The sequence below is a fragment of the Vibrio variabilis genome (assembly GCF_003263785.1).
GTDB classification, from domain to species: Bacteria; Pseudomonadota; Gammaproteobacteria; order Enterobacterales; family Vibrionaceae; genus Vibrio; species Vibrio variabilis.
Genome location: NZ_JYJK01000059.1, coordinates 22,299 through 45,045 on the forward strand (window position 1 = coordinate 22,299; position 22,747 = coordinate 45,045).

At 47.7% G+C, this 22,747-nt stretch carries 17 protein-coding genes, 6 pseudogenes and 1 other annotated feature; of the genes and pseudogenes, 5 read left to right on the forward strand and 18 right to left on the reverse strand.

The annotated features are described in order from the left end of the window. Window positions 1–92: 92 nt before the first annotated feature. The 7 genes and pseudogenes from trpA to trpL2 form a co-directional block, all read right to left on the reverse strand. A complete protein-coding gene (trpA, locus tag TZ48_RS08455) occupies window positions 93–911 on the reverse strand; it encodes a tryptophan synthase subunit alpha (protein ID WP_112478846.1) in 819 nt (272 codons plus the stop codon). Further along, window positions 911–2,099: pseudogene (gene trpB, locus TZ48_RS08460) on the reverse strand (tryptophan synthase subunit beta). Before trpB ends, trpA begins: the two are co-directional and overlap by 1 nt. A 106-nt stretch (window positions 2,100–2,205) precedes the next feature. Further along, window positions 2,206–3,571 (reverse strand): annotated as a pseudogene (gene trpCF, locus TZ48_RS08465) (bifunctional indole-3-glycerol-phosphate synthase TrpC/phosphoribosylanthranilate isomerase TrpF). Window positions 3,572–3,596: 25 nt separating this feature from the next. Then, window positions 3,597–4,598: an anthranilate phosphoribosyltransferase gene (gene trpD / locus TZ48_RS08470; RefSeq protein ID WP_112478847.1), complete on the reverse strand. Its 1,002-nt coding sequence runs from the start codon at window positions 4,596–4,598 to the stop codon at window positions 3,597–3,599. 28 nt (window positions 4,599–4,626) lie between these two features. Continuing rightward, window positions 4,627–5,262, reverse strand: coding sequence for an aminodeoxychorismate/anthranilate synthase component II (locus tag TZ48_RS08475; protein WP_112478848.1), 636 nt, complete (start codon window positions 5,260–5,262; stop codon window positions 4,627–4,629). 5 nt (window positions 5,263–5,267) lie between these two features. Then, window positions 5,268–6,832, reverse strand: a pseudogene (locus tag TZ48_RS08480) (anthranilate synthase component 1). Window positions 6,833–6,996: 164 nt separating this feature from the next. Then, window positions 6,997–7,099 (reverse strand) — a sequence feature (Trp leader region). Next, window positions 7,046–7,156: a tryptophan operon leader peptide gene (trpL2, locus tag TZ48_RS26610; protein ID WP_112478849.1), complete on the reverse strand. Its 111-nt coding sequence runs from the start codon at window positions 7,154–7,156 to the stop codon at window positions 7,046–7,048. Its footprint overlaps the feature before it by 54 nt. Before the next feature lie 80 nt (window positions 7,157–7,236). Between trpL2 and rnm the strand changes: the two genes are divergently transcribed. From rnm to rluB, 3 genes are all read left to right on the forward strand, one after another. Further along, window positions 7,237–8,133, forward strand: coding sequence for an RNase RNM (gene rnm / locus TZ48_RS08490; protein WP_112478850.1), 897 nt, complete (start codon window positions 7,237–7,239; stop codon window positions 8,131–8,133). Between the two features lie 141 nt (window positions 8,134–8,274). Next, window positions 8,275–8,895 carry an L-threonylcarbamoyladenylate synthase gene (locus TZ48_RS08495; RefSeq protein WP_112478851.1) on the forward strand — a complete coding sequence of 207 codons (621 nt, stop codon included), beginning with the start codon at window positions 8,275–8,277 and terminating at the stop codon, window positions 8,893–8,895. Window positions 8,896–9,034: 139 nt separating this feature from the next. Continuing rightward, window positions 9,035–9,967: a 23S rRNA pseudouridine(2605) synthase RluB gene (gene rluB / locus TZ48_RS08500; RefSeq protein ID WP_112478852.1), complete on the forward strand. Its 933-nt coding sequence runs from the start codon at window positions 9,035–9,037 to the stop codon at window positions 9,965–9,967. Between the two features lie 75 nt (window positions 9,968–10,042). On the opposite strand, the gene TZ48_RS24870 is transcribed toward rluB, so the two are convergent. The 5 genes from TZ48_RS24870 to TZ48_RS08520 all read right to left on the reverse strand — a co-directional run bounded on the left by TZ48_RS24870 (window position 10,043) and on the right by TZ48_RS08520 (window position 14,967). After that, window positions 10,043–10,759, reverse strand: coding sequence for a M20 metallopeptidase family protein (locus tag TZ48_RS24870; protein ID WP_338062258.1), 717 nt, complete (start codon window positions 10,757–10,759; stop codon window positions 10,043–10,045). Next, window positions 10,651–11,376, reverse strand: coding sequence for an amidohydrolase (locus tag TZ48_RS24875; RefSeq protein ID WP_239670750.1), 726 nt, complete (start codon window positions 11,374–11,376; stop codon window positions 10,651–10,653). Before TZ48_RS24875 ends, TZ48_RS24870 begins: the two co-directional genes overlap by 109 nt. Before the next feature lie 95 nt (window positions 11,377–11,471). After that, window positions 11,472–12,146: a trimeric intracellular cation channel family protein gene (locus tag TZ48_RS08510; RefSeq protein ID WP_112478853.1), complete on the reverse strand. Its 675-nt coding sequence runs from the start codon at window positions 12,144–12,146 to the stop codon at window positions 11,472–11,474. Window positions 12,147–12,294: 148 nt separating this feature from the next. Beyond that, the gene (locus tag TZ48_RS08515) at window positions 12,295–13,266 is read right to left on the reverse strand and encodes a linear amide C-N hydrolase (protein WP_112478854.1); all 972 of its coding nucleotides are present in this window, start codon (window positions 13,264–13,266) and stop codon (window positions 12,295–12,297) included. Window positions 13,267–13,497: 231 nt separating this feature from the next. After that, entirely contained in the window at window positions 13,498–14,967 is a 1,470-nt protein-coding gene (locus TZ48_RS08520; RefSeq protein WP_239670751.1) for an amidohydrolase, read from the reverse strand. A 269-nt stretch (window positions 14,968–15,236) separates the two neighbouring features. Between TZ48_RS08520 and TZ48_RS26295 the strand changes: the two genes are divergently transcribed. Beyond that, window positions 15,237–15,347, forward strand: a complete 111-nt coding sequence (locus TZ48_RS26295) for a LysR family transcriptional regulator (RefSeq protein ID WP_420822927.1) — start codon at window positions 15,237–15,239, stop codon at window positions 15,345–15,347. Then, window positions 15,344–16,132: a LysR family transcriptional regulator gene (locus TZ48_RS08525; protein ID WP_420822928.1), complete on the forward strand. Its 789-nt coding sequence runs from the start codon at window positions 15,344–15,346 to the stop codon at window positions 16,130–16,132. Before TZ48_RS26295 ends, TZ48_RS08525 begins: the two co-directional genes overlap by 4 nt. Window positions 16,133–16,203: 71 nt before the next feature. Here TZ48_RS08525 and TZ48_RS08530 read toward each other — a convergent pair whose 3' ends face one another. The 6 genes and pseudogenes from TZ48_RS08530 to pspF all read right to left on the reverse strand — a co-directional run bounded on the left by TZ48_RS08530 (window position 16,204) and on the right by pspF (window position 22,654). After that, window positions 16,204–16,989 carry a peptide ABC transporter ATP-binding protein gene (locus TZ48_RS08530; protein ID WP_112478856.1) on the reverse strand — a complete coding sequence of 262 codons (786 nt, stop codon included), beginning with the start codon at window positions 16,987–16,989 and terminating at the stop codon, window positions 16,204–16,206. Continuing rightward, window positions 16,986–17,979, reverse strand: a pseudogene (locus TZ48_RS08535) (peptide ABC transporter ATP-binding protein). The gene TZ48_RS08530 and the pseudogene TZ48_RS08535 overlap by 4 nt, the downstream one beginning before the upstream one ends. After that, window positions 17,979–18,865: pseudogene (locus TZ48_RS08540) on the reverse strand (ABC transporter permease subunit). The pseudogenes TZ48_RS08535 and TZ48_RS08540 overlap by 1 nt, the downstream one beginning before the upstream one ends. Continuing rightward, the gene (locus tag TZ48_RS08545) at window positions 18,852–19,814 is read right to left on the reverse strand and encodes an ABC transporter permease (protein ID WP_112478857.1); all 963 of its coding nucleotides are present in this window, start codon (window positions 19,812–19,814) and stop codon (window positions 18,852–18,854) included. The pseudogene TZ48_RS08540 and the gene TZ48_RS08545 overlap by 14 nt, the downstream one beginning before the upstream one ends. Next, window positions 19,815–21,433, reverse strand: a pseudogene (locus tag TZ48_RS08550) (ABC transporter substrate-binding protein). A 138-nt stretch (window positions 21,434–21,571) separates the two neighbouring features. Then, the gene (pspF, locus tag TZ48_RS08555; RefSeq protein WP_420822929.1) at window positions 21,572–22,654 is read right to left on the reverse strand and encodes a phage shock protein operon transcriptional activator; all 1,083 of its coding nucleotides are present in this window, start codon (window positions 22,652–22,654) and stop codon (window positions 21,572–21,574) included. Between the last annotated feature and the right edge of the window lie 93 nt (window positions 22,655–22,747).

The following is a 22,747-nucleotide window of genomic DNA, read 5'->3' on the forward strand; positions in this document are numbered from 1 at the left end:
GTTGGGGAATGATTTTTAGAGAGGCGAATAGAACGAAATGTAAAAAAAAGGTTGCACGCTAAGTGCAACCTATCAGTGTGGGAATTTGACAATTAACGCTGTGTTGCAGCCTTCATCGATTTAACAAACTGAGACAGTTCGCTAAGCATGGTTTCTGGTGCATCGAGGTTATTTTCGATGATTTTTACCACAGCAGAACCGGAAATTGCGCCTGCGGCGCCTGCATCGAGCGCTTGTTTTACTTGCTCTGGCTCAGAAATACCAAACCCGAGCAGTGATGGTGGTGCATCATACTTGTTAAGTTTGTCTAGCTGAGTGTTCATTGGCATATTTGCCTTGGTCTCCGTACCGGTTACACCCGCGCGAGAAAGTAGGTAGGTATAACCGCCGCCAAGTTTTGCCACTTGCTCAATCGTCTCTTCGCTTGCCGTTGGAGGTGCGATGAAGATTGGGTGTACGCCGTGCTTGTGTGCCGCTTCGACAAACTCTTTACTTTCGTTAGTTGGAACGTCAGCAATCAGTACTGAGTCAACGCCTACATCAGCACATTGTTTGTAAAAGGCATCCAAGCCTTTTGAGTAAACTAGGTTGGCATACATCAGTAGACCGATAGGTGTCTCTGGGTATTTTTCGCGAACTTTAGCCAGCAGCTCGAAACAAATTGTTGGCGTTGTTTTCGCATCCAATGCACGGATATTTGCACCCTGAATCGTTGGACCATCTGCCTGTGGATCTGAGAATGGCATGCCTAGCTCTAATGCGTCTGCACCCGATTCGATCAAGGTTTCCATAATCTGCAGTGACAACTCTGGACTAGGATCGCCCATAGTGACGAAAGGTACGAATGCGCCTTGGTTCTTCTCGCCTAAGCGAGCGAACATCTCTTTATAACGGTCTTGATTCAGGCTCATTACATTACTCCTTTGTCTTTTAGAATGTCGTGTACAGTGAAGATATCTTTGTCACCACGACCCGATAGGTTGACGACAAGAAGCTGTTCTTTTTCTGGGTTTTCGCGTGCCATTTTCAGCGCGTATGCCAAAGCGTGAGAAGACTCAAGGGCAGGAATAATGCCTCGTGGCGCGCAAGCTCTTGGAATGCATCCAGTGCTTCGTCATCAGTGATGGCACCATACTCTGCTCGGCCTATTGCGTTTAGATGAGCATGCTGAGGGCCCACTGATGGGAAGTCTAGACCTGCTGATACTGAGTACGACTCTTCAATCTGGCCGTTAGGATCTTGCATTAGTGGTGCCTTCATACCAAAGAAGATACCCGTTGTGCCGTGTTTTAGCGGCGCACCGTGCTGGTCAGTATCGATGCCTAGTCCTGCTGGTTCTACGCCAATTAGACGTACGGATTCTTCTTCGATAAAGTCTGCGAACATACCGATAGCGTTAGAGCCACCACCCACACAAGCAATAACGGCGTCTGGCAGTTTGCCTTCACGAGCCAATACTTGGTTTTTGGTTTCTTCGCCAATCATGCGTTGGAATTCACGTACGATGGTTGGGAATGGGTGAGGTCCTGCCGCCGTACCCAGTAGGTAGTGGGCGTCTTCGTAGCTTGCAGACCAGTCGCGTAGCGCTTCGTTACACGCATCTTTCAGCGTTGAAGAGCCTGAGTGTACAGGAATCACTTCTGCACCCATTAAGCGCATACGGAACACGTTCGGGCTTTGACGTTCAACGTCTTTTGCGCCCATGTAAACGCGACACTTAAGGTCAAGTAGAGCACACGCAAGAGCGGTGCTACGCCGTGTTGACCTGCGCCTGTCTCTGCAATGATCTCATTTTTACCCATGCGCTTAGCAAGCAGCGCTTGACCAAGTACTTGGTTAGTCTTGTGCGCACCGCCATGAAGCAGGTCTTCACGCTTTAGGTACAGTTTGGTTTTGGTGCCTTTTGTTAGGTTACGAGTCAGCGTTAGCGCAGTTGGACGGCCTGCGTACTCTTGCAGTAGCGCCATGAATTCAGATTGAAACTCAGGATCGTCTTGAGCATCGATGAAAGCTTGCTCTAGTTGATCCAAGGCTGGCACTAGAATTTGTGGTACGAACTGTCCACCGTATTCGCCAAAGTAGGCATCTAATTTAGACATGGTTAATTCCTCAATAATCCACTTGCTCGAGCTCTTGCAAACCTACATTCGTTGTCGAGCAAGTTTTAATAATTCTTTTTGTGTTCTTTCGTCGTTAATCTGACCGTTAGTAGTCTCTGATTAACGCGAACGCTTGGTTTAACTTCTCAGCGTCTTTTTTACCCGGTTGAGACTCGACTCCTGAGTTTAAGTCTAGTCCGATGCAGCCAAGGGTACTGGCTTGCTTAACATTGTCTGGAGACAAACCGCCGGCCAACATCACATCACTGGTGTTGTTTAACAATTGCCAGTCAAAGCTTTGACCTGTGCCGCCGGATTGCTCGCCAACTTTGGCATCCAGTAGATGACGGTCTACTTTGATGGCTGTTAAGTCAGGGATAGCGTCAGTGACGCCGTGCGCTTTCCAGATTTTTACGTCATCGTTTAGAAGAGGGGTTAACGTATCCACATAAGCTTGATCTTCGTCACCGTGAAGCTGAACCGCTGATAATTTTAGTTGGTTAGCGGTACTGGCAACAAACTCTGGGTTGTGGTTTTGGAATACACCCACAAACTCAAGAGGTGCTCCGCTCATTACCATGCGAGCGGATTCAACATCAACGTAGCGAGGCGATTTTTCAACAAAGATCAGGCCGCCTTTTACCGCGCCCGCTTTATAAGCTTTTGCCGCGTCATCAGCGTGAGTGAGACCACAGACCTTGTTTTCACCCAGCAGAACTTTACGCACTGCCAGTTCAAGATTGTCTTCCGCCATGAGCGAGCTACCGATCAGGAAACCATTCGCATAAGCGCAAAGGTCACGAACCTGCTGGTGGTTGTAAATACCAGACTCAGAAATGATGATGGTGCCTTTTGGCAGTTTCGGTGCCAATTCTTTGGTGCGATCTAGGTTAACCGATAGATCACGAAGGTTACGGTTGTTAATACCCACAACTTTTGCGCCAAGCGCAATCGCGCGCTCAAGCTCTTCTTCGTTGCTCACTTCGGTCAAAATACCTAGCTCAAGAGACTCCGCGACTTTTGCTAGCTCGCGGTATTCGTCATCATTGAGCACGGAAAGCATGAGCAGAATAGCATCTGCGTTGTAATGACGAGCGAGATACACTTGATAGGTATCGATCATGAAGTCTTTACACAGTACAGGCTGCTTAACTTGGCCGCGTACTTGAGGCAAGAAGTCGAAGTTACCTTGGAAATATTTCTCATCCGTCAGCACCGAGATAGCGCTTGCGTGGTTATTGTAGACCGAGGCAATGTAGTCGAGGTCAAAATCATCACGGATTAAACCCTTTGATGGTGACGCCTTTTTGCACTCTAAAATAAACGCGGTTTTGCCTGTCGACAGTGCGCCATAGAAACTGCGATCTGATGGGATGAGATCCGTTTTAAAACTTTCTAGAGGCTGAGTTTGCTTGCGCTCCTCAACCCAGATTTTCTTTATCATCGACGATTTTTGCTAATACTGTTTCCATTGTCTTTTCCTGTTAATTCGCCGAGTTACTTACCGTGTGCCGCCAGCTTTTGAACCAACTCGTAAGCTTTTCCTGAGTTCATTGCCTCGATGGCTTGCGCAGCATTGGCTTTAAGGTCTTCGTGACCAAATAGTTTCATTAGCAGCGCGACGTTTACGGCAACAGCGCCTAACTGCGCGTCCGTCCCTTTACCCGTTAGCATATTAGTGATGATGGCACGGTTTTCCTCTGGCTCCCCACCTTTGATGGTTTCTAGTGGGTAAGACTCTAAACCGAAGTCTGCAGGCGTTAGCGTGTATTCTGTGATTTTGCCGTCTTGAATTTCAGCGACCAGAGTTTCACCGTGAATAGCGACTTCATCCAAGCCACTGCCGTGAACAACGGCTGCACGCTTCATGCCCATTTGTAACATGGTTTCCGCAATAGGACGAACCAGTTTTGCATCATAAACGCCCATCAGTTCGATGTTAGGGCGCGCTGGGTTAATAAGCGGACCAAGAATATTAAAGATGGTGCGAGTTTTCATGGTTTGGCGTACTGGCATCGCATGGCGAACGCCGCCGTGATACTGAGGTGCAAATAGGAAAGCTACGCCAATTTCATCGACCGCGCTGCGGGTATTTTCCGCAGACATTGCTAAGTCGATGCCGAATGAATCCAGCAGATCCGAAGAGCCAGACTTGCTCGAGACACCACGGTTACCGTGTTTGGCGACTTTCAGCCCGCACGCTGCTGCAACAAACGCAGCCGTGGTTGAGATGTTGATGGTGTTGGCACCGTCGCCACCGGTACCTACGATATCGGCAAAATCATAGTCAGGACGAGGGAATGGGTTCGCGTTAGCAAGCAGTGCTTTAGCAGCACCGGCGATCTCGTCTGGCGTTTCGCCCTTGATTTTCAGTGCGGTTAGGGCAGCAGACATTAAAATAGGGTCTAGCTCGCCTTTGATAATCGTGTCAAACAACGACTGGCTCTCTTCTTGAGTCAGATCCAGTTGGTCGTAAAGTTTGTTGATGATGTTTTCCATAATTACGATTCCTTAGTTGTTTGAGCTCTTAAGCCGATTTTGTTTGGTTGGATTTTTCTGTTGCCCATGCGATGGCATTACTTAGCAGTGTCGCACCATAGGTTGTCATAATTGACTCAGGGTGGAACTGGAAGCCACAGATGCGATCTTGTTCGTTCGCGACCGACATCACTAGACCATCAACTTGTGCGGTCACTTCTAGTGAATCCGGTACTTTCGTTGCCACCAGTGAGTGATAACGCGCTATCGCTAGCGGTGAAGGTAGGCCTTGATAAATGGCATGATTGTCATGCGCCATCATCGACACTTTTCCGTGAATGATTTCGCCCGCGCCGGCAACGACACCGCCGTAGGCTTCAACGATAGCCTGGTGTCCGAGACAAATACCAATCATTGGCACTTTCCCACGCAGCGTTTTAATTAGCTCTGGCATACAGCCCGCTTCTGAAGGCGCACCAGGACCTGGAGAGAGCACGACGACGGGGTTCTCCAGCTCCAATACTGCCTTAGCGATTTTGTCTGCAGCAATATGGTTACGATAAATCTTAACGCTGTGACCTAGGCTTCGGAACTGATCCACTAGGTTGTAGGTAAACGAGTCAAAATTATCGACAAAAACAATATTGGCGAGTTTGTTGTTCACTGACTTTGTAGTGTTAGACATCGTGATTACCCCTTGTGCGCCGTTTTGATTGCTGAAATGACGGCTTGCGCCTTACCACGAGTTTCATCCGCTTCAGATTGAGGGTCGGAGTCGAATACGACGCCAGCACCTGCTTGAACTTGAGCAATGCCATCTTCAACATAAGCAGAGCGGATAACAATACAGGTATCCAAGTCACCGGCGCCATTCATGTAGCCCACTGCGCCGCCATAGCTGCCACGAGTTTGCCCTTCAAATTGACGAATCAACTGCATAGCACGGATTTTTGGTGCTCCGGTTAGCGTTCCCATGTTCATACACGCTTGGTAGCCGTGCAGCGCATCTAGGTCACCACGAAGCTGACCAACGACACGAGATACTAAGTGCATCACGTGACTATAACGGTCGGTTTTCAAAAGATCGGCCACATGGCGAGAGCCTGGCTCAGCAATGCGAGCCACGTCATTACGTGCTAGGTCAACCAGCATCATGTGCTCGGCGTTTTCTTTCATGTCGCTGCGAAGCTCTAGCTCGATTCGGCTATCAAGGTCTTTGTTGATGCTGCCATCTGCATTCTTGCCGCGACGGCGAGTACCCGCGATAGGTAGATCTCTATTTGGTTTGAGTCTTTGCCGTACTTAAGCGCACTCTCTGGAGAGGCACCAAACAGAGTAAACAACTCATCTTGCATATAGAACATGTAAGGGCTTGGGTTGCTCTGCTTCAGCTCTTTGTAGGCTGCCAGAGGTGAAGGGCATGGCAATGTGAAACGGCGAGAAGGTACAACTTGGAAGATGTCACCACGAACCACGTACTCTTTTAAATCACGGACGATTTGGCAAAAGTCTTCGTCGGAGATACTGACGTCTTCTTGTATGCCTTCAACTTTCGTTGCCGCTGGCACCATTTTTAGGTTTTGGCATTGCTGGCTGATTTCTGTGATTCGGCCACGAATACGAGCTAGCTCTGCATCATCATGATTAAATAGTGTGGTTTGTAGGTCGCAAGACTCTTTTTGGTGATCAACAACAAGCAGGCTTTCAGCCACATAGAATACAAAGTCTGGGCATTGGTTCGCTTGGTTTGCATCACCCAATGGTTCAAAGTTTGCCACGATGTCGTAGGCAAACAGGCCGCCCATGAAAATGGCGTTCTTGTCTAAACCACTTAGGTCAAAGCTGTGTTGAACAAGACGAAGCGCATCAAAAGAGGAGGCTTCACGAAGTCGAGAGTCTTCATCTAGTGTGTCGTCTGGCATCTCAAACTGAACGACGAGCTCTTTGTCTGTTAGCGTGTGTTCAATTTCGTCCGCAATGTTCTGAGCAATGATGTTAAGAAGATTGACACCGTTTGTCGTTAGCGCTTCATAGCGCACTTTGTGACCTTCACAAACGATACGAACGGCAGAATCAACGATAAGTAGGCTCTGTAAGTCTTGTTTTGAGTCGATTTCAGCAGACTCAAGTAGCAGACTATCGGTTTTGTTTTCACACAAGGTGTGAAACAGTCTGGTTGGGTCTTGTGCGTATGGCACTTGGAGAGAAAGGACTTCCAATCGACCCTGTTTATTGATGCTAATGGCTTTATTCACAAAAGCTCCTTTTAATCTTGAATCTGCTGTTGCAACAATCTTGGCACACCGAGTGTTTAATGGGTTATAGTCGCACAATTAAAACGTTTGCCCAACGCTCAATGTCCCCAAATTGTTGCTAAAATAATCGTTTAAATTGAAATCTTTGTCAGATGAATCGAAAAACAAAAAAGCCCACTCAATTGAGTGGGCTTTAATCAAATTCGTATTTGATTATGCACGCAAAAAAGCCCACTCGGATTGTGTCCAAGTGCGCCACCAACCTACTAGAGCGTTAACCCCACGGTTTAAAGGTTTTTTGAATGGTTGAATATCGAGTACCATACGTGCCTAATCTCAAATAACTGTATCTGCGTACTAGTTAACTAGTTCGTGGTGTAAAAGTCAACCGAAAATGTGAAAAAATGAAGATAGATTTACACAGTCACACTACCGCCTCTGATGGCCGATTATCGGTTGCCGCGCTCTTGGACAGAGCCATGAGCTTTGACGTGAAAATATTGGCGATTACCGACCACGATACCTTAGAGGCATTGCCTGCCGCTCATCAGCTAATTGAAGAGCAGTCTCTGCCTATTGAGTTGGTTAACGGTATCGAAATCTCGACGGTTTGGCAGAATAAAGATATTCATATTGTCGGGCTTGGCGTAGACATTGACTCCCCTGAGCTAAACGCGTTGATTCGTGCGCAGCAAGCAAGAAGAGTAGAGCGCTCCGAGCTCATCGCGCACCGACTGGAAAAAGCGACCAGAGAAGGCTTGCTTGAGGAAGTCAAAGCGATCGCGGGTGATGCGCCGATAACACGTGCTCACTTTGCAAAATGGCTGGTGGACAACGGCTACGCGAAAAACATGCAGCAGGTGTTCAAGAAGTTTATGACGCGCAATAACACCGGCTACGTGCCGCCAAACTGGTGCACGATGTCAGAAGCAGTGGATGCCATCCATCAAGCGGGAGGGGTAGCCGTGCTGGCACACCCTGGCCGTTACCAGCTAACGGCAAAATGGCTGAAACGTCTACTGACGGCATTTGTTGAAGCCAATGGTGACGCAATGGAAGTGGCTCAGCCACAACAAAGTCAACAAGAAAGGCGCAACCTTGCAGATTATGCGATACAATACAATCTATTAGCTTCACAAGGGTCAGATTTCCACTATCCTTCTCCTTGGATGGAGCTAGGTAGAAACCTATGGCTGCCATCGGGCGTAGAGCCAGTATGGGATCGCCTACCGTTAAAGACAGCAACTTCGCTGACGAGCACTACAATTGAAAGTGGTGCAGAAGATGGTGAAAAAGAATAACGAAGCCGATATCACTCGATCTTGAGTTAAGCATCTTAACTGCACTCTCTGTTGATTTATTATCATATCAAAGCGACAGCTCTTGAAGTCGAACGACAGGGAAGGTCGTACCGAGAGCGTCTTAAGTTTGAAGGAATAACAATGAGCCAATTTTTTTATGTACACCCAGAAAATCCTCAAGCACGTTTGATCACTCAAGCGGTTGCGATTGTTCGTAACGGTGGTGTCATTATTTATCCAACCGACTCTGGTTACGCACTAGGCTGTCAGCTAGAAAATAAACAAGCGCTAGAGCGCATTTGCCAGATCCGTCGCCTTGATGACAAGCATAATTTCACTTTGTTATGTCGTGACTTGTCTGAGCTGTCTCTTTACGCACGTGTTGATAACACCGCATTCCGTCTGCTAAAGAACAACACGCCGGGGCCTTACACTTTTATCTTCAAAGGCACTAAAGAGGTTCCTCGCCGTTTGATGAATCCAAAGCGTAAAACCATCGGTATTCGTGTCCCAGACAATCAAATTGCCTTGGATTTGCTTGAAGCATTGGGCGAGCCGCTAATGTCAACGTCTTTGATTCTGCCTGGAAATGAAGTGACAGAATCGGATCCGGAAGAAATTCGCGACAAGCTAGAGCATGCGGTAGATTGCATCTTGAATGGTGGTTATTTGGGTGAGCAGCCAACGACCGTAATTGACTTTAGTGATGACGAAGCAAAAGTGCTACGTGTTGGTGCGGGTGACCCTGAACCGTTCGAGTAGAGTTTAGAATGTTTTCTTACTAAATTAGTGAAGAAACTTGGTGCGTGAATCGGGTTTCTTTGCGATAATACGCGACCGCGATTTTTAGGTCGCATTATCTGGTTTCGACGTCTGTGAAGACGACATTATAGGTAGGTAAATGAGCGAAAAATTACAAAAAGTGCTTGCTCGCGCAGGCCACGGTTCTCGTCGTGAACTTGAAGCCCTTATTAAAGCAGGGCGCGTGAGTGTGAATGGTCAGGTAGCAAGACTGGGCGAGCGTCTGGAAGACGAAAATGCGGTCATCCGTATCGATGGTCATACTGTTTCTGCCAAAGCACAAGAAGAAGTGGTTTGTCGAGTTCTGGCCTATTACAAGCCAGAAGGCGAGCTATGTACACGTCACGATCCTGAAGGCCGTCGTACTGTATTCGATCGTTTGCCAAAAATCCGCGGTTCACGCTGGATTTCCGTTGGCCGTCTTGATGCTAACACATCAGGTCTACTGCTGTTCACGACCGATGGTGAGTTAGCAAACCGTCTAATGCACCCAAGCCGCCAAGTTGAGCGTGAATACCTAGTTCGCGTTTTCGGTGAAGTGAATGAGCAGAAAGTTCGTAACGTGGTAAACGGTGTTGAACTTGACGATGGTATGGCTCGTTTCGAAGACGTGGTTTACGCGGGTGGTGAAGGTATGAACCACACCTTCTACGTTGTTATCAACGAAGGTCGTAACCGCGAAGTTCGTCGTCTGTGGGAATCTCAAGAGACAACCGTAAGCCGTCTTAAGCGTGTACGTTACGGTGACATTTACCTAGACAAGAAACTGCCTCGTGGCGGTTGGATGGAACTGACTCTGAAAGAAGTCAACTACCTACGTGAGCTAGTGGAACTTCGCCCAGAGAAAGAGACCATGCTAGACCAAAGCCAGAACACTTCTCGTCAACGTGAGCGTTCTCGCAGCCAGAAAATTCGTCGCGCAGTCCGTCGCCACGAAGAGCGTGCAAATGCACCAAAAGGTCGTAGCAACCAACAGCGCCGCAACAAAAAGTCTTCTGGTGAGCAAGGTGCTCGTAATAAGACGCGTCGCTAATCACTACCATTATTGAATACTAAAAAAACCAGCCTGAGCTGGTTTTTTTGTGCTTGCGAATTGATCTAGCGCTTATTACTGACTTTGATCTGAGTTGAGAAATGCCTTAACCACAGAAGTTAGCGCAATCGTCCCAGTTGGGATTGCACCTTGCTCAACCACAAAGTTTGGATTGTGGTTGGTATATTTAGGGAAGGAGCCGTGCTCGACAAAGGTATCCCATGTGTTCTGTGTAGCCGCACCAACTTCGACAAACAACACCGGTACTTCTGGGTACTCGTAGGTCAACATGTGAAAATCTTCAGACCCCATTACTGGTGGAAACCCGAGTTTCACGTTTTCTTCACCAAGAGATTTAATCATGGCCTGTTTGGCGATTTCTGATTCTTTGGTTGGATTAATGAGTGGTGTTGAGTAGCCTTTCATCTCATAAGTCGGCATGTTGTCTTCATCCACACCGTACATGCGAGCCACATTATCGGTGACTTGCTTGATACCCTTGAGCATCACATCACGATCTTCGGTGCGGTACCAGCGAAGGTTGAGCTTGAGCGTCGCCGTATCAGGAATGATGTTGTTTTCACTGCCGGACTCAATCGCGCCGACAGAAAGCACGGCCGGTTGTTGTTGGTCGACCATTCGCGACATGATAGTTTGGTAGCCAAGTACCGACATTGATGCCATTACAACGGGATCTTTGGTGACATGAGGTGTTGAACCATGACCACCGACACCTTGAATGAATACGTCAATCTGTCGGTACCCGCCATACGACGACCGTCGGAGATTGATACACTGCCTTCTGGCAGAAGAGGGTGAACATGACCCGCAATCAAAATATCCGGCACAGGCACCTTATTAAATAGTCCGTCTTTTGCCATCGCTGTTGCGCCCATAATCAACTCTTCAGCAGGCTGGGCGATAAGAACTACGGTGCCACTCCATTTCTCTTTCGCTTCAGCTAACTGTTTTGCCATGCCCAGAAGCCAAGTCATATGGGCATCGTGACCGCACGCGTGCATTGCGTAAATCGGATTACCAAAGCGGTCTTTGGTTGGGTTTGTGGATTTATAAGGGAGATTCGTTTCTTCTTTAACAGGTAAAGCGTCCATGTCCGCACGAAACATGACCGTTGGTCCTTCACCATTTTTAAGCACCGCGGCTACGCCTGTTCGGGCTATACCTTCGTGAACCTCGAAGCCGAGCTGTTTGAGTTCGTTGGCAATGATCTTAGCCGATTCAAATTCCATAAAGCCGATCTCGGGGTTGGCATGGAAGTGTTCAAATAGCTCAATCAGTCTTCCATTGTCCTCGTAGACGGACTGTTTTAACTCAGAGTCAGCAAACAGGGTTGGTGAGAATAGGAAGACGGAAGAGGCTAGGGCAGTAAGCGTCATCTTTTTAATCATAATAGTGTTTCCGTAGTTGTGTTGTGATGAGCCAAACGGCGGTTTTCCCTATGCTATTCAACTCATTAGTATCGACAAACTCTTCTGTAGAGGACTCAGTCCTCACCTTCTCGCACTTTTACTAGGGTGAACTTTTGTCCGAGCAGTGCCCAGTTTGGTACCCCAATATTGAAGTAGATGGACAGCGAGCGACCGGCAATGATGAGTAAAATACAGAGTGTCGAGCTCAGTACCGACCATTGTGGTGCGAGACTTAAAACCACGCAGTGCATGGCACAGCCCAGTGCGATAGGAATCGCGTAAAGTTCGCTCTCAAAAAGTAGAGTAGGTCTTTGCATCAGCATGTCTCTGACAATGCCGCCACCCACTGCAGTAATTAGGCCCATAAACACGGGTGCTATTGGGAGTCCAAAGCCAAGTGCCCATGCCTTGTTAGTGGCTTGAATGGCAAACAGAGCGATAGCAAAGGCATCGATATGAAGATAAAACTCGTTTATCCAGCGCTTTTTCAGCAGGCCAAAGAAAACGAAACCCAACAGGCTCGCACTGATCGAGATCCACACATAGCTAAGATCTAGAGACCAAAAGACAGGGACATCCAACATGAGGTCACGCATGGTTCCCCCGCCTATTGACGTGATCAGTCCCAGTATGATGAGTGAGAAAATATCGACTCGCCTTTTACTTGCGGCCAGTACGGCCGACAGCGCAAAAGCGGCGGTTCCTAGTACGGTGACAACTTCACTGAAAATTTCTTGACCAGAGCTCATTTTTTGCCTCAATCATGTGTAGATAAAAGGTGAGTAACAGGATTCGAAGGTCTGGGCTAGAGATCTTTCGAATCTCAGCACCTAAAGGGATACCGCGCAGCCATCTGTTTATCCAAAGAGGTAACTGCGCGGTACGTCATGTCGATGATTACATCCAAGTGATCATTGATGTCTGAGCTAGCTTGTCAGTCACATCACCGGCGATGAACTCAGGGCCGTTTAGCTCGATTGCCATAATTGGTGCACCTTGTTCAAGATCTAGGTTGTCTAGGTCAACCCAGATAAGAGCAGGTTGGCTTGCTGAGTCTAGGAAAAAGCGTTTTGCGTCATGGTCTGACATTGAGCGCCATAGCGTTGCAGAGATGTTTGGGTGCTCAGGATCTTCCATACCTAGAGGCACGCCTACAGAGCGCAATACTGATAGGGCTGCAGCCGTTGCTTCTTGACCGTCAGCAAAGTTAGGTGTGCTTTTTAGTAGGTAGTTCGCACGAACAAAACGGTCTGCCGCATTGATTGTGCCTGGTAGCATTTTGTCGCCACCAACAAGCTCCCAGTATTTGTTGATTGCAATTTGCTCGTCAAAGACTGGTGAGTTAGTCATGACACTATAGTCTTTGCTGTGGTGGATTTTCAGCTCACCATCGATATATTCTAGAATTGCGCTGTCGCCAGTGCTATCAGAAAGAGAAAGGTGAACCGATGCTGCACGTCCGTTAGGTAGTAGCGGAGCGACAATCACAAAAGGAGGCTCTTGCATTGCAGCGACGGCTTCTGCGACAGTGGCGAAGTTATCCAAGAAGTATTGGTTCCATGCGCCAATAGAAAGGCGAGGTTTGTTCGATAGTGTGTAGTCACCGTAATCTGCTTCAGCAAGATAAAGAGTGTTGGCAGCCAAACCCGCTTCATTTAGACCGTCAGAAGATGCTTTGCCGTAAAAAGAAGCAAAAACAGAACCATACTTAGAAGTCCAAGTCAGTGCATTTTCCATGCTGCCACCAGTTTGTGCTAGGCCGCGTGGGTATACGATCATGCTGGTTTTTGCGGTTGGATCGTTCCAATCCATGCCACGTGCGGTAATGAATTTGCCAGTTTCTGTTTGATAGATAATACGAGTACACATAAGTGCTTTCTCCAAAGGTTAGTTTTGATATTTCGCTGAGCGGTAATACATTTGTCTCAACAACTGCGGTTATAGTATCTGGCTTGTCTCTAAACCCTGAATTCACTGAAGAGGATTCAATCATCACCTCTTAGTAATTCGAAATTGGGAAGATAGGGAACCTAAGCGCTTTGTGTCGCGACAAAAAAAAGCGAGGGCATTGATGCCCTCGCTTGGATGAGTGTGTGAGAATTACTTGTGGCTATGACCACAGGTCGGATTGTAGTTTTCGCCCAGTCCAAAATGTTCTAGAGCCGTATGTAGACAGCAGTCGTAGTTGGTCAACTGCTCGTCATTTAAGATACCTCTAGGGTTATAGTCGGTATCATTCAATGAAACATATTCCTGGCCGTTTTTGTTTTTCTCAAACTCAGCCGTCACGTCATTTAGTAGCTGAGGATTTGTGAGTAACTCCAGTCCTTGCGCTGCCATAACATGAGCAGCTTGCAGACCAGCTTTTCGTCCAATACTCATACCGTTACACGCAGTGCAACCCCATTGATGTGGTGGGATGTATTTAGGCCATGCGGCAAACATCACACCCATTGTCGGTACTTTCCAGCTTACGTCACCAACGTCTGATGAGCCGCCAACTTCAACACCATGAGGTACATCCATCACGTCTGTAGCAAGGCCGTCTTCTGGTTTGCCCATTTCACGTTGAATAGATTTGGCAAACTCTTGCTCTTCCTCTGTCCAAGCGATCGGCAGATAACGATTCATATGAGTCGTGATTGCTTCGGCAAATGGGTCGTTAGGCAAAATGTCATAGATACCGCCTAGGTTAGTCACGACTTCAGTGGTTTGAGTCGACAATGAGGCACCTTTGGCCATGTCTTCTAGCCACGCCTTATATTTGCGCACATTCTCAGCAGATTTACCGCGGTAACGAACCAGAACTTTAGCGTAGTCAGGGATGACATTCACTGCGTCACCGCCATTAAGAATCTGGTAGTGTAGGCGACCCGTAGGTTCCATTTGCTCGCGCATCATATTCGCTGACATTAAGAAAATCTCAGCAGCATGGAGTGCACTTCTGCCTTCCCAAGGAGCCGCACCAGCGTGGGCAGTGACGCCTTTCCACTCGATTAGTAGGTCGATGGAAGCCGCAGAGTGGAAGTTCAGTGCGGCATTCACCATCGCAGGGTGGTTGTGCAGGCAGACATCCAAATCATCAAATGCGCCAGCAGAAACCATGTAGTTTTTACCGTTCAACGCTTCTTCTGCAGGACAGCCGATAACCTTAATGGTGCCAGCGATACCTTCTTTTTCCATGTGGTTTTTTAGAGCGATTGCTGCGCCAATAGATGAAGAACCGATAAGGTTGTGCCCACAACCGTGGCCATTTGTATTGCCGTTCTTAGCTGGGGTTTTGGTTGGCACCGTATCGTTACCAAGGCCTGGCAGCGCATCAAACTCCACCAAGTAGCCAACGACAGGCTTGCCTGTACCCCATTCAGCGACCCAAGAGGTCTCTAGGCCAGCTACCGCACGCTCAGTGATAGTAAAACCATTGTTTGCAAGTACGGCACTTTCCAGCGCTGAGCTTTTAAACTCTTCATAGCTCAGTTCTGCGTAGTCCCAAACCTTTTCCGCCATATTCCAGATAACGCCGGCTAGCTGTTCAACTTCGTTATCGATTTTTGAGAAATCTGTCATCATGTTTACCTTTATGTTTCACGAGTTAATTTCATGCAGAGAGGAGCTCTCTGGGTCTGAGAAAATAATATGATGAGATTTCCAATCACCAAACATCACAGCGCAGGACGCAATCCTCACATCTACGGTTTGGTGAAAAGCAATAAATAAAGAAGTACAGCCCTCGCTAGGCTGTCTGAGCTGTGTGACAAATGAAATAATTCGTCTATCATTGACAAGAAAAGTAACGTTTCGACAACAAGTTACGTTTTAAATGGGTTTAGGAGGCGTGTGTGAATTTTAGCTTGGAGCAGTTGGCGGCGTTTGTCAGTGTCTACGAAGAGCGCTCTTTTAGTAAAGCGGGGAGCAGACTGGGTAAACACAGAACCACCGTAGGCAGGTGATTGCTAACTTAGAAGATCAAGTCTCCGTCGAGCTGTTTGAGCGTAATACTCGCAGCGTTGACCCGACTCAAGATGGCCATTTTCTTTATCGATACGCAAAGCAGGCGCTTGAGCAAGCCAAGACCTTTGATAAGGTGGCATTAAGCTTATCGTTTGGAGAGCTTGATGCCGTTACCGTCGCCTACAGTAGCTTTTTACCGCATCTTGCGATTGCGTTAATCCGTGAGCAGCTTATCGACGACTTTCCCGCGCTTCGTGTGAACTTGTTGGTGAGAACGCAAGAGCAGATCCGCGAAGGACTCGCTGATGAGTCGATTCAGTTTGGTATCGTCAATGTGACCAAAGCGAGCGCAATGAGCAACATCGACTACACCATGATCGGCAATATGCCGTTTGTTCCTTTTGCTAGTAAGTACAGTGATTTAGCGAGCTTACCTGAAGATCAAGTTTACGATGCGCTGAAGACGACACGTCAGTTTGTCCTCAAATCTCTCGTCGATGAAGGGTTAGCGAATCATGTGGTTTTGTCAGCAAACCATGACCTGATTGATCAGTTAGCACTGACCATCAAGCTCACTCAAAAAGGCTTAGGCTGGACCTTAATGCCTAAGAACATTGAAACCAGCGACTATGTGGCGGATAACCTCACTGAGATAAAGTGTGAGAAGATCCGCGGTGGATTGTCTGTGCCAATCGCGCTTTGGAGCTTGCAATCTAAGCCGCTTATGGAAATAAAAAAGTCGATACAAAAAGGTATCGACAGTTATATAGAGCTGATTGGTTAATTGATTTTTCGTAGCGCTTCTATTTAGCGATCCCGTTGACTACCGATACCGTTCACTAACGATGCCGTTTACTAACGATGTATGGGCGTCTTGTGGAAGTGACTCTCTACCATGCGCTGGGTGACAATATGTTGTGGGTTGGTGAGTACTTCACTGGTCTTGCCATATTCCACAACATCGCCTTCGTGCATCACCATCACTTTATCCGTAATGTGTTTCACTATGCCCAAATGTTGCGATACATAAACAAACGCAACGCCCATTTCTTCTTGAAGCTCGAGAAACAGGTTTATAATTTGTGAGCGCATCGCCATGTCCAAACCATTCAGTGCTTCATCTGCCACGATAATCGATGGCTGAAGAATCAAAGCCCGTGCCAAACAGACACGCTGTTTTTGTCCGGTTGCCAGCATTTGCGGGTAAAAATAGGCATGTTCAGGCAACAGGCCAACGCGAATGAGCGTGTCCTTTACACGTTGCATACGCGCTTCTGGCGGCATGTTGGTGTTCCGTTTCAAAGGACCTTCGAGAATACGGCCGATTTGAATACGCGGATTCAACGACGTATTCGGATCTTGGAAAATCATACGAATCAGCTTACACCGAGTCGAGTAATCTTTGTGCTCAAGCAAATCACCGTTGACTCGGATCTCACCTGATGTCGGTTCTACCACGCCAGCAAGCATGCGTGCTAGGGTGGACTTTCCAGACCCATTTTTGCCGATAAAACCAATGGTTTGCCCAGCTTCAAGGCTAAAGCTGACAGGTTTAACCGCGTGCTGTACTTTTCTTTGGAACAGCTTAGAGCGAGTCACAAAGTCTTTTTTTAGATCGGAGACTTCTAACAACGAACTCATGCTTTTTTCTCCGTATTCAGCGGGAAGTGACAGCTGAACTTATGATTCTTAATTCGTTTTGCTTCGGGAATTTCTACACACTGTCTTTGCGCATACGGGCAACGTGGGCCCAGTCGGCAACCAATCGGCAAGTGTTGAAGCGGTGGAATGGATCCTGGAAGCGACTGTAGCTTCTCTTTGTGCGGTATCCATTCTCCAAAGTCGGGCATCGCTTTAAGCAGCGCAACCGTATATGGGTGCTTTGGTTTTGCCAGAATCTTAGCGGTATCAGCTGATTCGACTGACTGCCCACAATACATCACTGTGATACGCGTTGCCCATTGAGTGATCGTCGTTAAGTCATGCCCAATCAACACAATCGTAGTGTTATTGAGCTGGTTCATACGACTCAACAAACGCAAGATCTGCGACTGTGTGATGGGATCCAAGTCATTGTTGGTTCATCAGCAAGCAATAGCTTTGGTTTGGCAGCAATGGCCATCGCAATCATGATCTTCTGACACTCACCATCGGTGAGCTCATAGGGGTAGCTGTTCATCACACGAGTGTGCTCTTTGATGCCAACTTTATGCAGCAAGGCAATGGCTTGCTTTTTACGCCATTTAAATCGCTCCCACCATTTGCCTTCGAATGAGCGGGCAGGGATGGACTCGATGAGCTGTTTGCCAACTTGTTCGGATGGGTCTAAACAGGTTGTTGGCTCTTGGAAAATCATCGCAACATCACGAGCGATAACACGCCTGCGCTCTCGAGGCGTTAGCTGCAGTAAGTCAATATTACCAAGGCGCATGCGTCAGCGGTGACCTTCCAGTTATCTTTGGTTACGCCCACAATGGCTTTGGCAACCAAGCTTTTTCCTGAGCCCGATTCACCTACAAGGCCGCGAATTTCACCTTCATTAATAGTGAAACTCATACGATCAACAGCTTTAACGAGCCCCTGAGGAGTCTCGATTTCGATGGTGAGATGTCGAATATCTAGTACTGGCATTATTCGATCCCCGCACTCAATGCACTGCGGATACCTTCACCCACAATGTTAACCACTACGACTGTAAACAAAATGGCTAGGCCCGGTAAAATTACTGTCCACGGTGCTAGGTAAAGTAGCTCAGCCGCATCACCAAGAACCGCACCCCACTCACTGCTTGGCGCTTGAGCACCTAGCCTAAAAAGCCTAACGCAGTGATATCAAGAATCGCGATAGACAAAGCGAAAGTAACCTCCGCTGCAATCACAGTTAATAGGTTGGGAAAAATCGAGTTCCAAAGTAGGTAAAACTCATTCGCGCCATCGAGTCTGGCTGCCATGATATAGTCTTTCTCGACTTCGGTATGCACAGCGACATAGATCGAGCGAATAAACCGTGGGATCAACGCGAGGCAGATTGCCAACAAGATATTAAATTCACCAGGCCCTAAGAAAGCGACAAAGATGATCGCTAGCAGCAGCGATGGGATAGACATGACAGTGTCAAGCAGGTGGTTGAGTGTGCTCGATAGTAGACCGCGTGTCATGCCAGCCAAGATACCGATTAAGCAACCGACCAGGGTAGCGATTACGGTAATGATTACTGCCGCACCAAAGGACAAGCGTGAGCCGTCGATGATACGTGACAAGATATCGCGACCTAAATCATCGGTGCCAAAGAAAAAATCTACGGTGCCCTTAGGATCCCACGAGGGTGGCACCAATAGATTCGAACTTTGTGCCATAGGGTCGTAAGGCGTAATGAATGGCGAGAGTAGGGTGATAAGGATGATGAAAATCAAACACCACAGACCAAACATCGACAGACTATTTGAGCGGTAGCTGCGCCAAAATCGCTCAAGCTGAGTAGGAATACGCTCTTCCTGATAAACGTTATCTGACAGCATACCATTCCTTCCTTACTAACGGGTTGATCATCGCGCCGATAAGATCAGAGATGATACTCGCCGCTAAAACAATGGTGGCTACCACGAGCACGCCGGCCTGAATTGATGCGTAGTCTTGATTCGACAGGGCATCTAATAACCAACGGCCAACACCCGGCCAGTTAAAGATTGACTCAGTCATGATCGCTAGGGTGATCATGCTTGATAGCTGCACGCCGAGTTTAGGGATAATTGGCGGAATGGCGTTGCGCAGTACGTGTTCGATGACAATCTCATAGTTTGAAAGACCGCGAATACGTGCGGCACGAATGTAGTTTTGAGACATCACTTCGGTAACGGAAGTCCTCATCATACGAATTACCTGCATCGTCGGTGACAATGCCAACACCAAACAAGGTAGGATCATATGCTCGATAACGCTTTGAAGCGCTTCTTTACGGTATGGACCGTCCGATAGGATGGCATCAATCAATGCAAATCCCGTCACATGGTCAATCTCGTAAAGCAGGTCATAGCGCCCGGCCACGGGGAACCATTGATAGTTGAGTGAGAAATACATGATCATCAATAGTGCGATCCAAAATAGCGGAGCGGCATAGCCGACCATAGAGGAAAATGAGATCACGTTGTCGAGCCACTTGCCTTTACGCATACCCGCAATAGTCCCGGCAGGGATGCCTAAGAATACCGAGATAGTAAATGCCGCAAAGCAAAGCTCTAGTGTGGCTGGCAGAACGGAGGCAAGCTCTTGTGTGATGGGCACACCGGCTTTCGTTAGACCAAAATCGAGTTGAAGTAATCGTCCAAGGTATTCGAACCAACCCGAGAGCATAGGTGCTGATGCCCATTGAGAAGTTGGTTCGAGTCTCACCAAGCTGTATCCCACAAAGGTGAGTATCAACAGCGTGATAACAAATAGGTTAAGGCGACGTATTGAGTACCAGAACATTTATTTCAACCTCATTACTTGGTCAAAAGGTTGAGCATTGAACGGACTGGTTCTAAATCCGGTCAGGTTGTCATTGTGCGCTTGGTATTTTTGTCCGTGAGCGATAGGCAGCACCGGCACTTCCTCATTCAAAATGTTTTGCGCTTGGCGATAAAGGTTAAGACGATATCTTGGTTGGTTTACTTCAAGAGCCAAATCCAAAATGAAGTCGAAGTCATCGTTACACCACATGGACAGGTTAAGGCCTTCGCGCTTAGAGGTGCAAGAAAGTAGAGGTCTTAGGTAGTTATCCGGATCGCCCGTATTACCCACCCAACCAGTCAGTAGCATATCAACAGATTCAATATTGGACAGTTCTTGCCGGTCGACGCGATCATCGGTTAGCAAATTAAGCGTGACGCCAATATTGGCAAAGTTTGCCTGAATCAGCTCTGCAGTTTTACGCGGGCTTGGGTTATACACTCGTGGCTCGAGAGGTACCGCCATAGTTAGCTCAAGTCCGTGGGCGTAACCCGCCTCACGAAGCAGCGCCATAGCATAGTTGCGATCGTAGCGAACTTGTATCGCATCTTTTTGGTGAGCCCAAGAGCTTGGAGGAAGCAAACTGTAGGCGGTTTCACCACTACCAAAATAGACGGCTTCTAGAATAGTGTCGCGGTTAATGGCAAGGTTCAGCGCTTTACGAACGCGAGGGTCGCTAAGTGCTCGGTGCTGAGTATTCATAGCAACAAACGCTACGTTCATAGCAGGTTTGGCTTGCAGTACGACCGAATCTTCTTCCAGTATCACCGGAATTTGGCTTGAAATAGGCGAGTTTAGAACATCGCACTCGTTACGTAGCAGTTTTGCCAGTGCGCCGGCACCACGGTGTGAGATATCAAACACCACTTGTGACATTTGAGCGGAACCACGCCAATAGTCTTCATGACGTTTAAGCCGAACCAAGTCCGCAACTTGATATTCATCCAAGTAGAATGGTCCTGTACCGACAGGGTGAGTATCTAGATTCAGTTTATTGTCGCTAGCAATCAACTGGTCGGCATATTCGGCAGAGAAGATAGGTGCGTGCGCAGTAGAGATGTTAGACAAGAACGAATTATCTGGCTTGATAAGGTAAATTTAACCGTCAGCCCGTCGATGGCTTCGACTTTCTCGACTAGGCTGGCGAAGTCGATACCGGCAAACCAAGGGTACACACTGCCACCCACATCATGGAAGGGGTGGTTAGGGTCGATAATACGGCTAAAGCTGAACACTACATCATTCGCATTCAAAGGGCGAGACGGTGTAAACCAATCGGTGCTCTGAAATTGAACATTGTCTCTGAGTGTAAAGGTGTATTCAGTTCCCGCTTTGTTGACCGCCCAAGCTTTCGCTAGGTTAGGTACAGGCTGATGCGTGCCCGCATTTAGCGTGAGCAAGGTGTCGAACAATTGCGGCGCAATTGACTCTACGGTAATACCACCGTCTACGAGTTGCGGGTTGAATGTACTCGGTCGGCCTTGGTCACAATAGACGAAACCGTCTTGTCGTATTTTGGAGTGATCGACTTTGTCTTCACATCCAGCGAGCAAAATTAAGCCACAGAGCCCGAGTGATAATTTGATTAATGCCTTCATAAACACGCTACATTCGTTCGCGAACGTAATATCTATATTGAGATCAGGGTAATTTACCACTAATTCGCTTGCTAAACCAATAACGACAAGCACTTATCGCCGAGTTTGTCGTATAGAAAGTGAAGTCACCCATCAACATCAAACCAGTTTATACTTTCGCACTAAGCCTCTTAGCTGGTCATAACTCAAGCTTAGCAGTTTGGCTGCACCGCGTTGATTGTATTGAGCTTGTTTCAGCGCTTCATTAATCAGCTTAACATTCTGCTCATCTTGCCAAGATTTAAAATCCAAAGGAAAGTCATAGTTCTGTGACGGTTTGGCTGCATCGGAATCCTCTGACGAGGCGCTATCAACGCTTGTTTCGTTGTCCGCTTCATCTTTTCTCGCCATAGGACTGAGCTGGCTGAATTGATTTTCAAACGGGTTGAATATTAGAGATTCAATCGGTGCTTCATTGGTGCCTTGCTGATACACAGCACGCTCTACTACGTTTTTTAGCTCGCGCACGTTGCCGGGCCAGTGATAGTCATAGATGCTTTGCCAAGCTTGTTCGGTAAAGCCCACAAAAAACGGTAACCCAAGTTCGCGGCACATTTTAATGGCGTAAAATTCGGCCAATAGGGGAATGTCTTCTTGCCTGTGCCTTAAAGGTGGAAGATGAATAACATCAAAAGCGAGGCGGTCGAGAAGATCGGCGCGAAACTTTCCTCTTTCGGCGAGTGCAGGCAAATCTTCATTGGTTGCACAGACTAATCGAACGTTGGCTTCCAGTGCCTTAGCGCCACCAACGCGTTCGTACTGACCGTATTCAATCACACGAAGGAGTTTTTCTTGAACAGAAAGTGGCGTAGTAGCGAGTTCATCAAGAAACAGTGTGCCGTTTTCAGCGCGCTCGAAGCGGCCTTGGTGACGTCCTTTGGCGCCAGTAAACGCGCCTGACTCATGGCCGAACAGCTCTGAGTCAATCAGCCCTTCACTTAATGTTGAACAGTTCAGAGAGACTAAAGGTTGGTCCCAACGTTTCGACAGATAGTGAAGTCGCTGCGCGATAAGCTCTTTACCTGTACCACGCTCACCAATCACCAGTACAGGCCTGTCGATGGGAGCAAGCCTCGAGACCTTATCGAGCACCGCTAAAAACGCGGGAGATTCACCAATTAAGTTTTGCGCCATGATTTCCTCTCGATGTTGGTAAAAAATACCAATTGTTGGCCTATGCATCTTAGCACGGCATTGAGTGAATGCGAGTGACAAGTGTTAAGTTATTGATATGTAAGAAATGCAAATGTTGGCACGGTACTTGGATTACTGTAA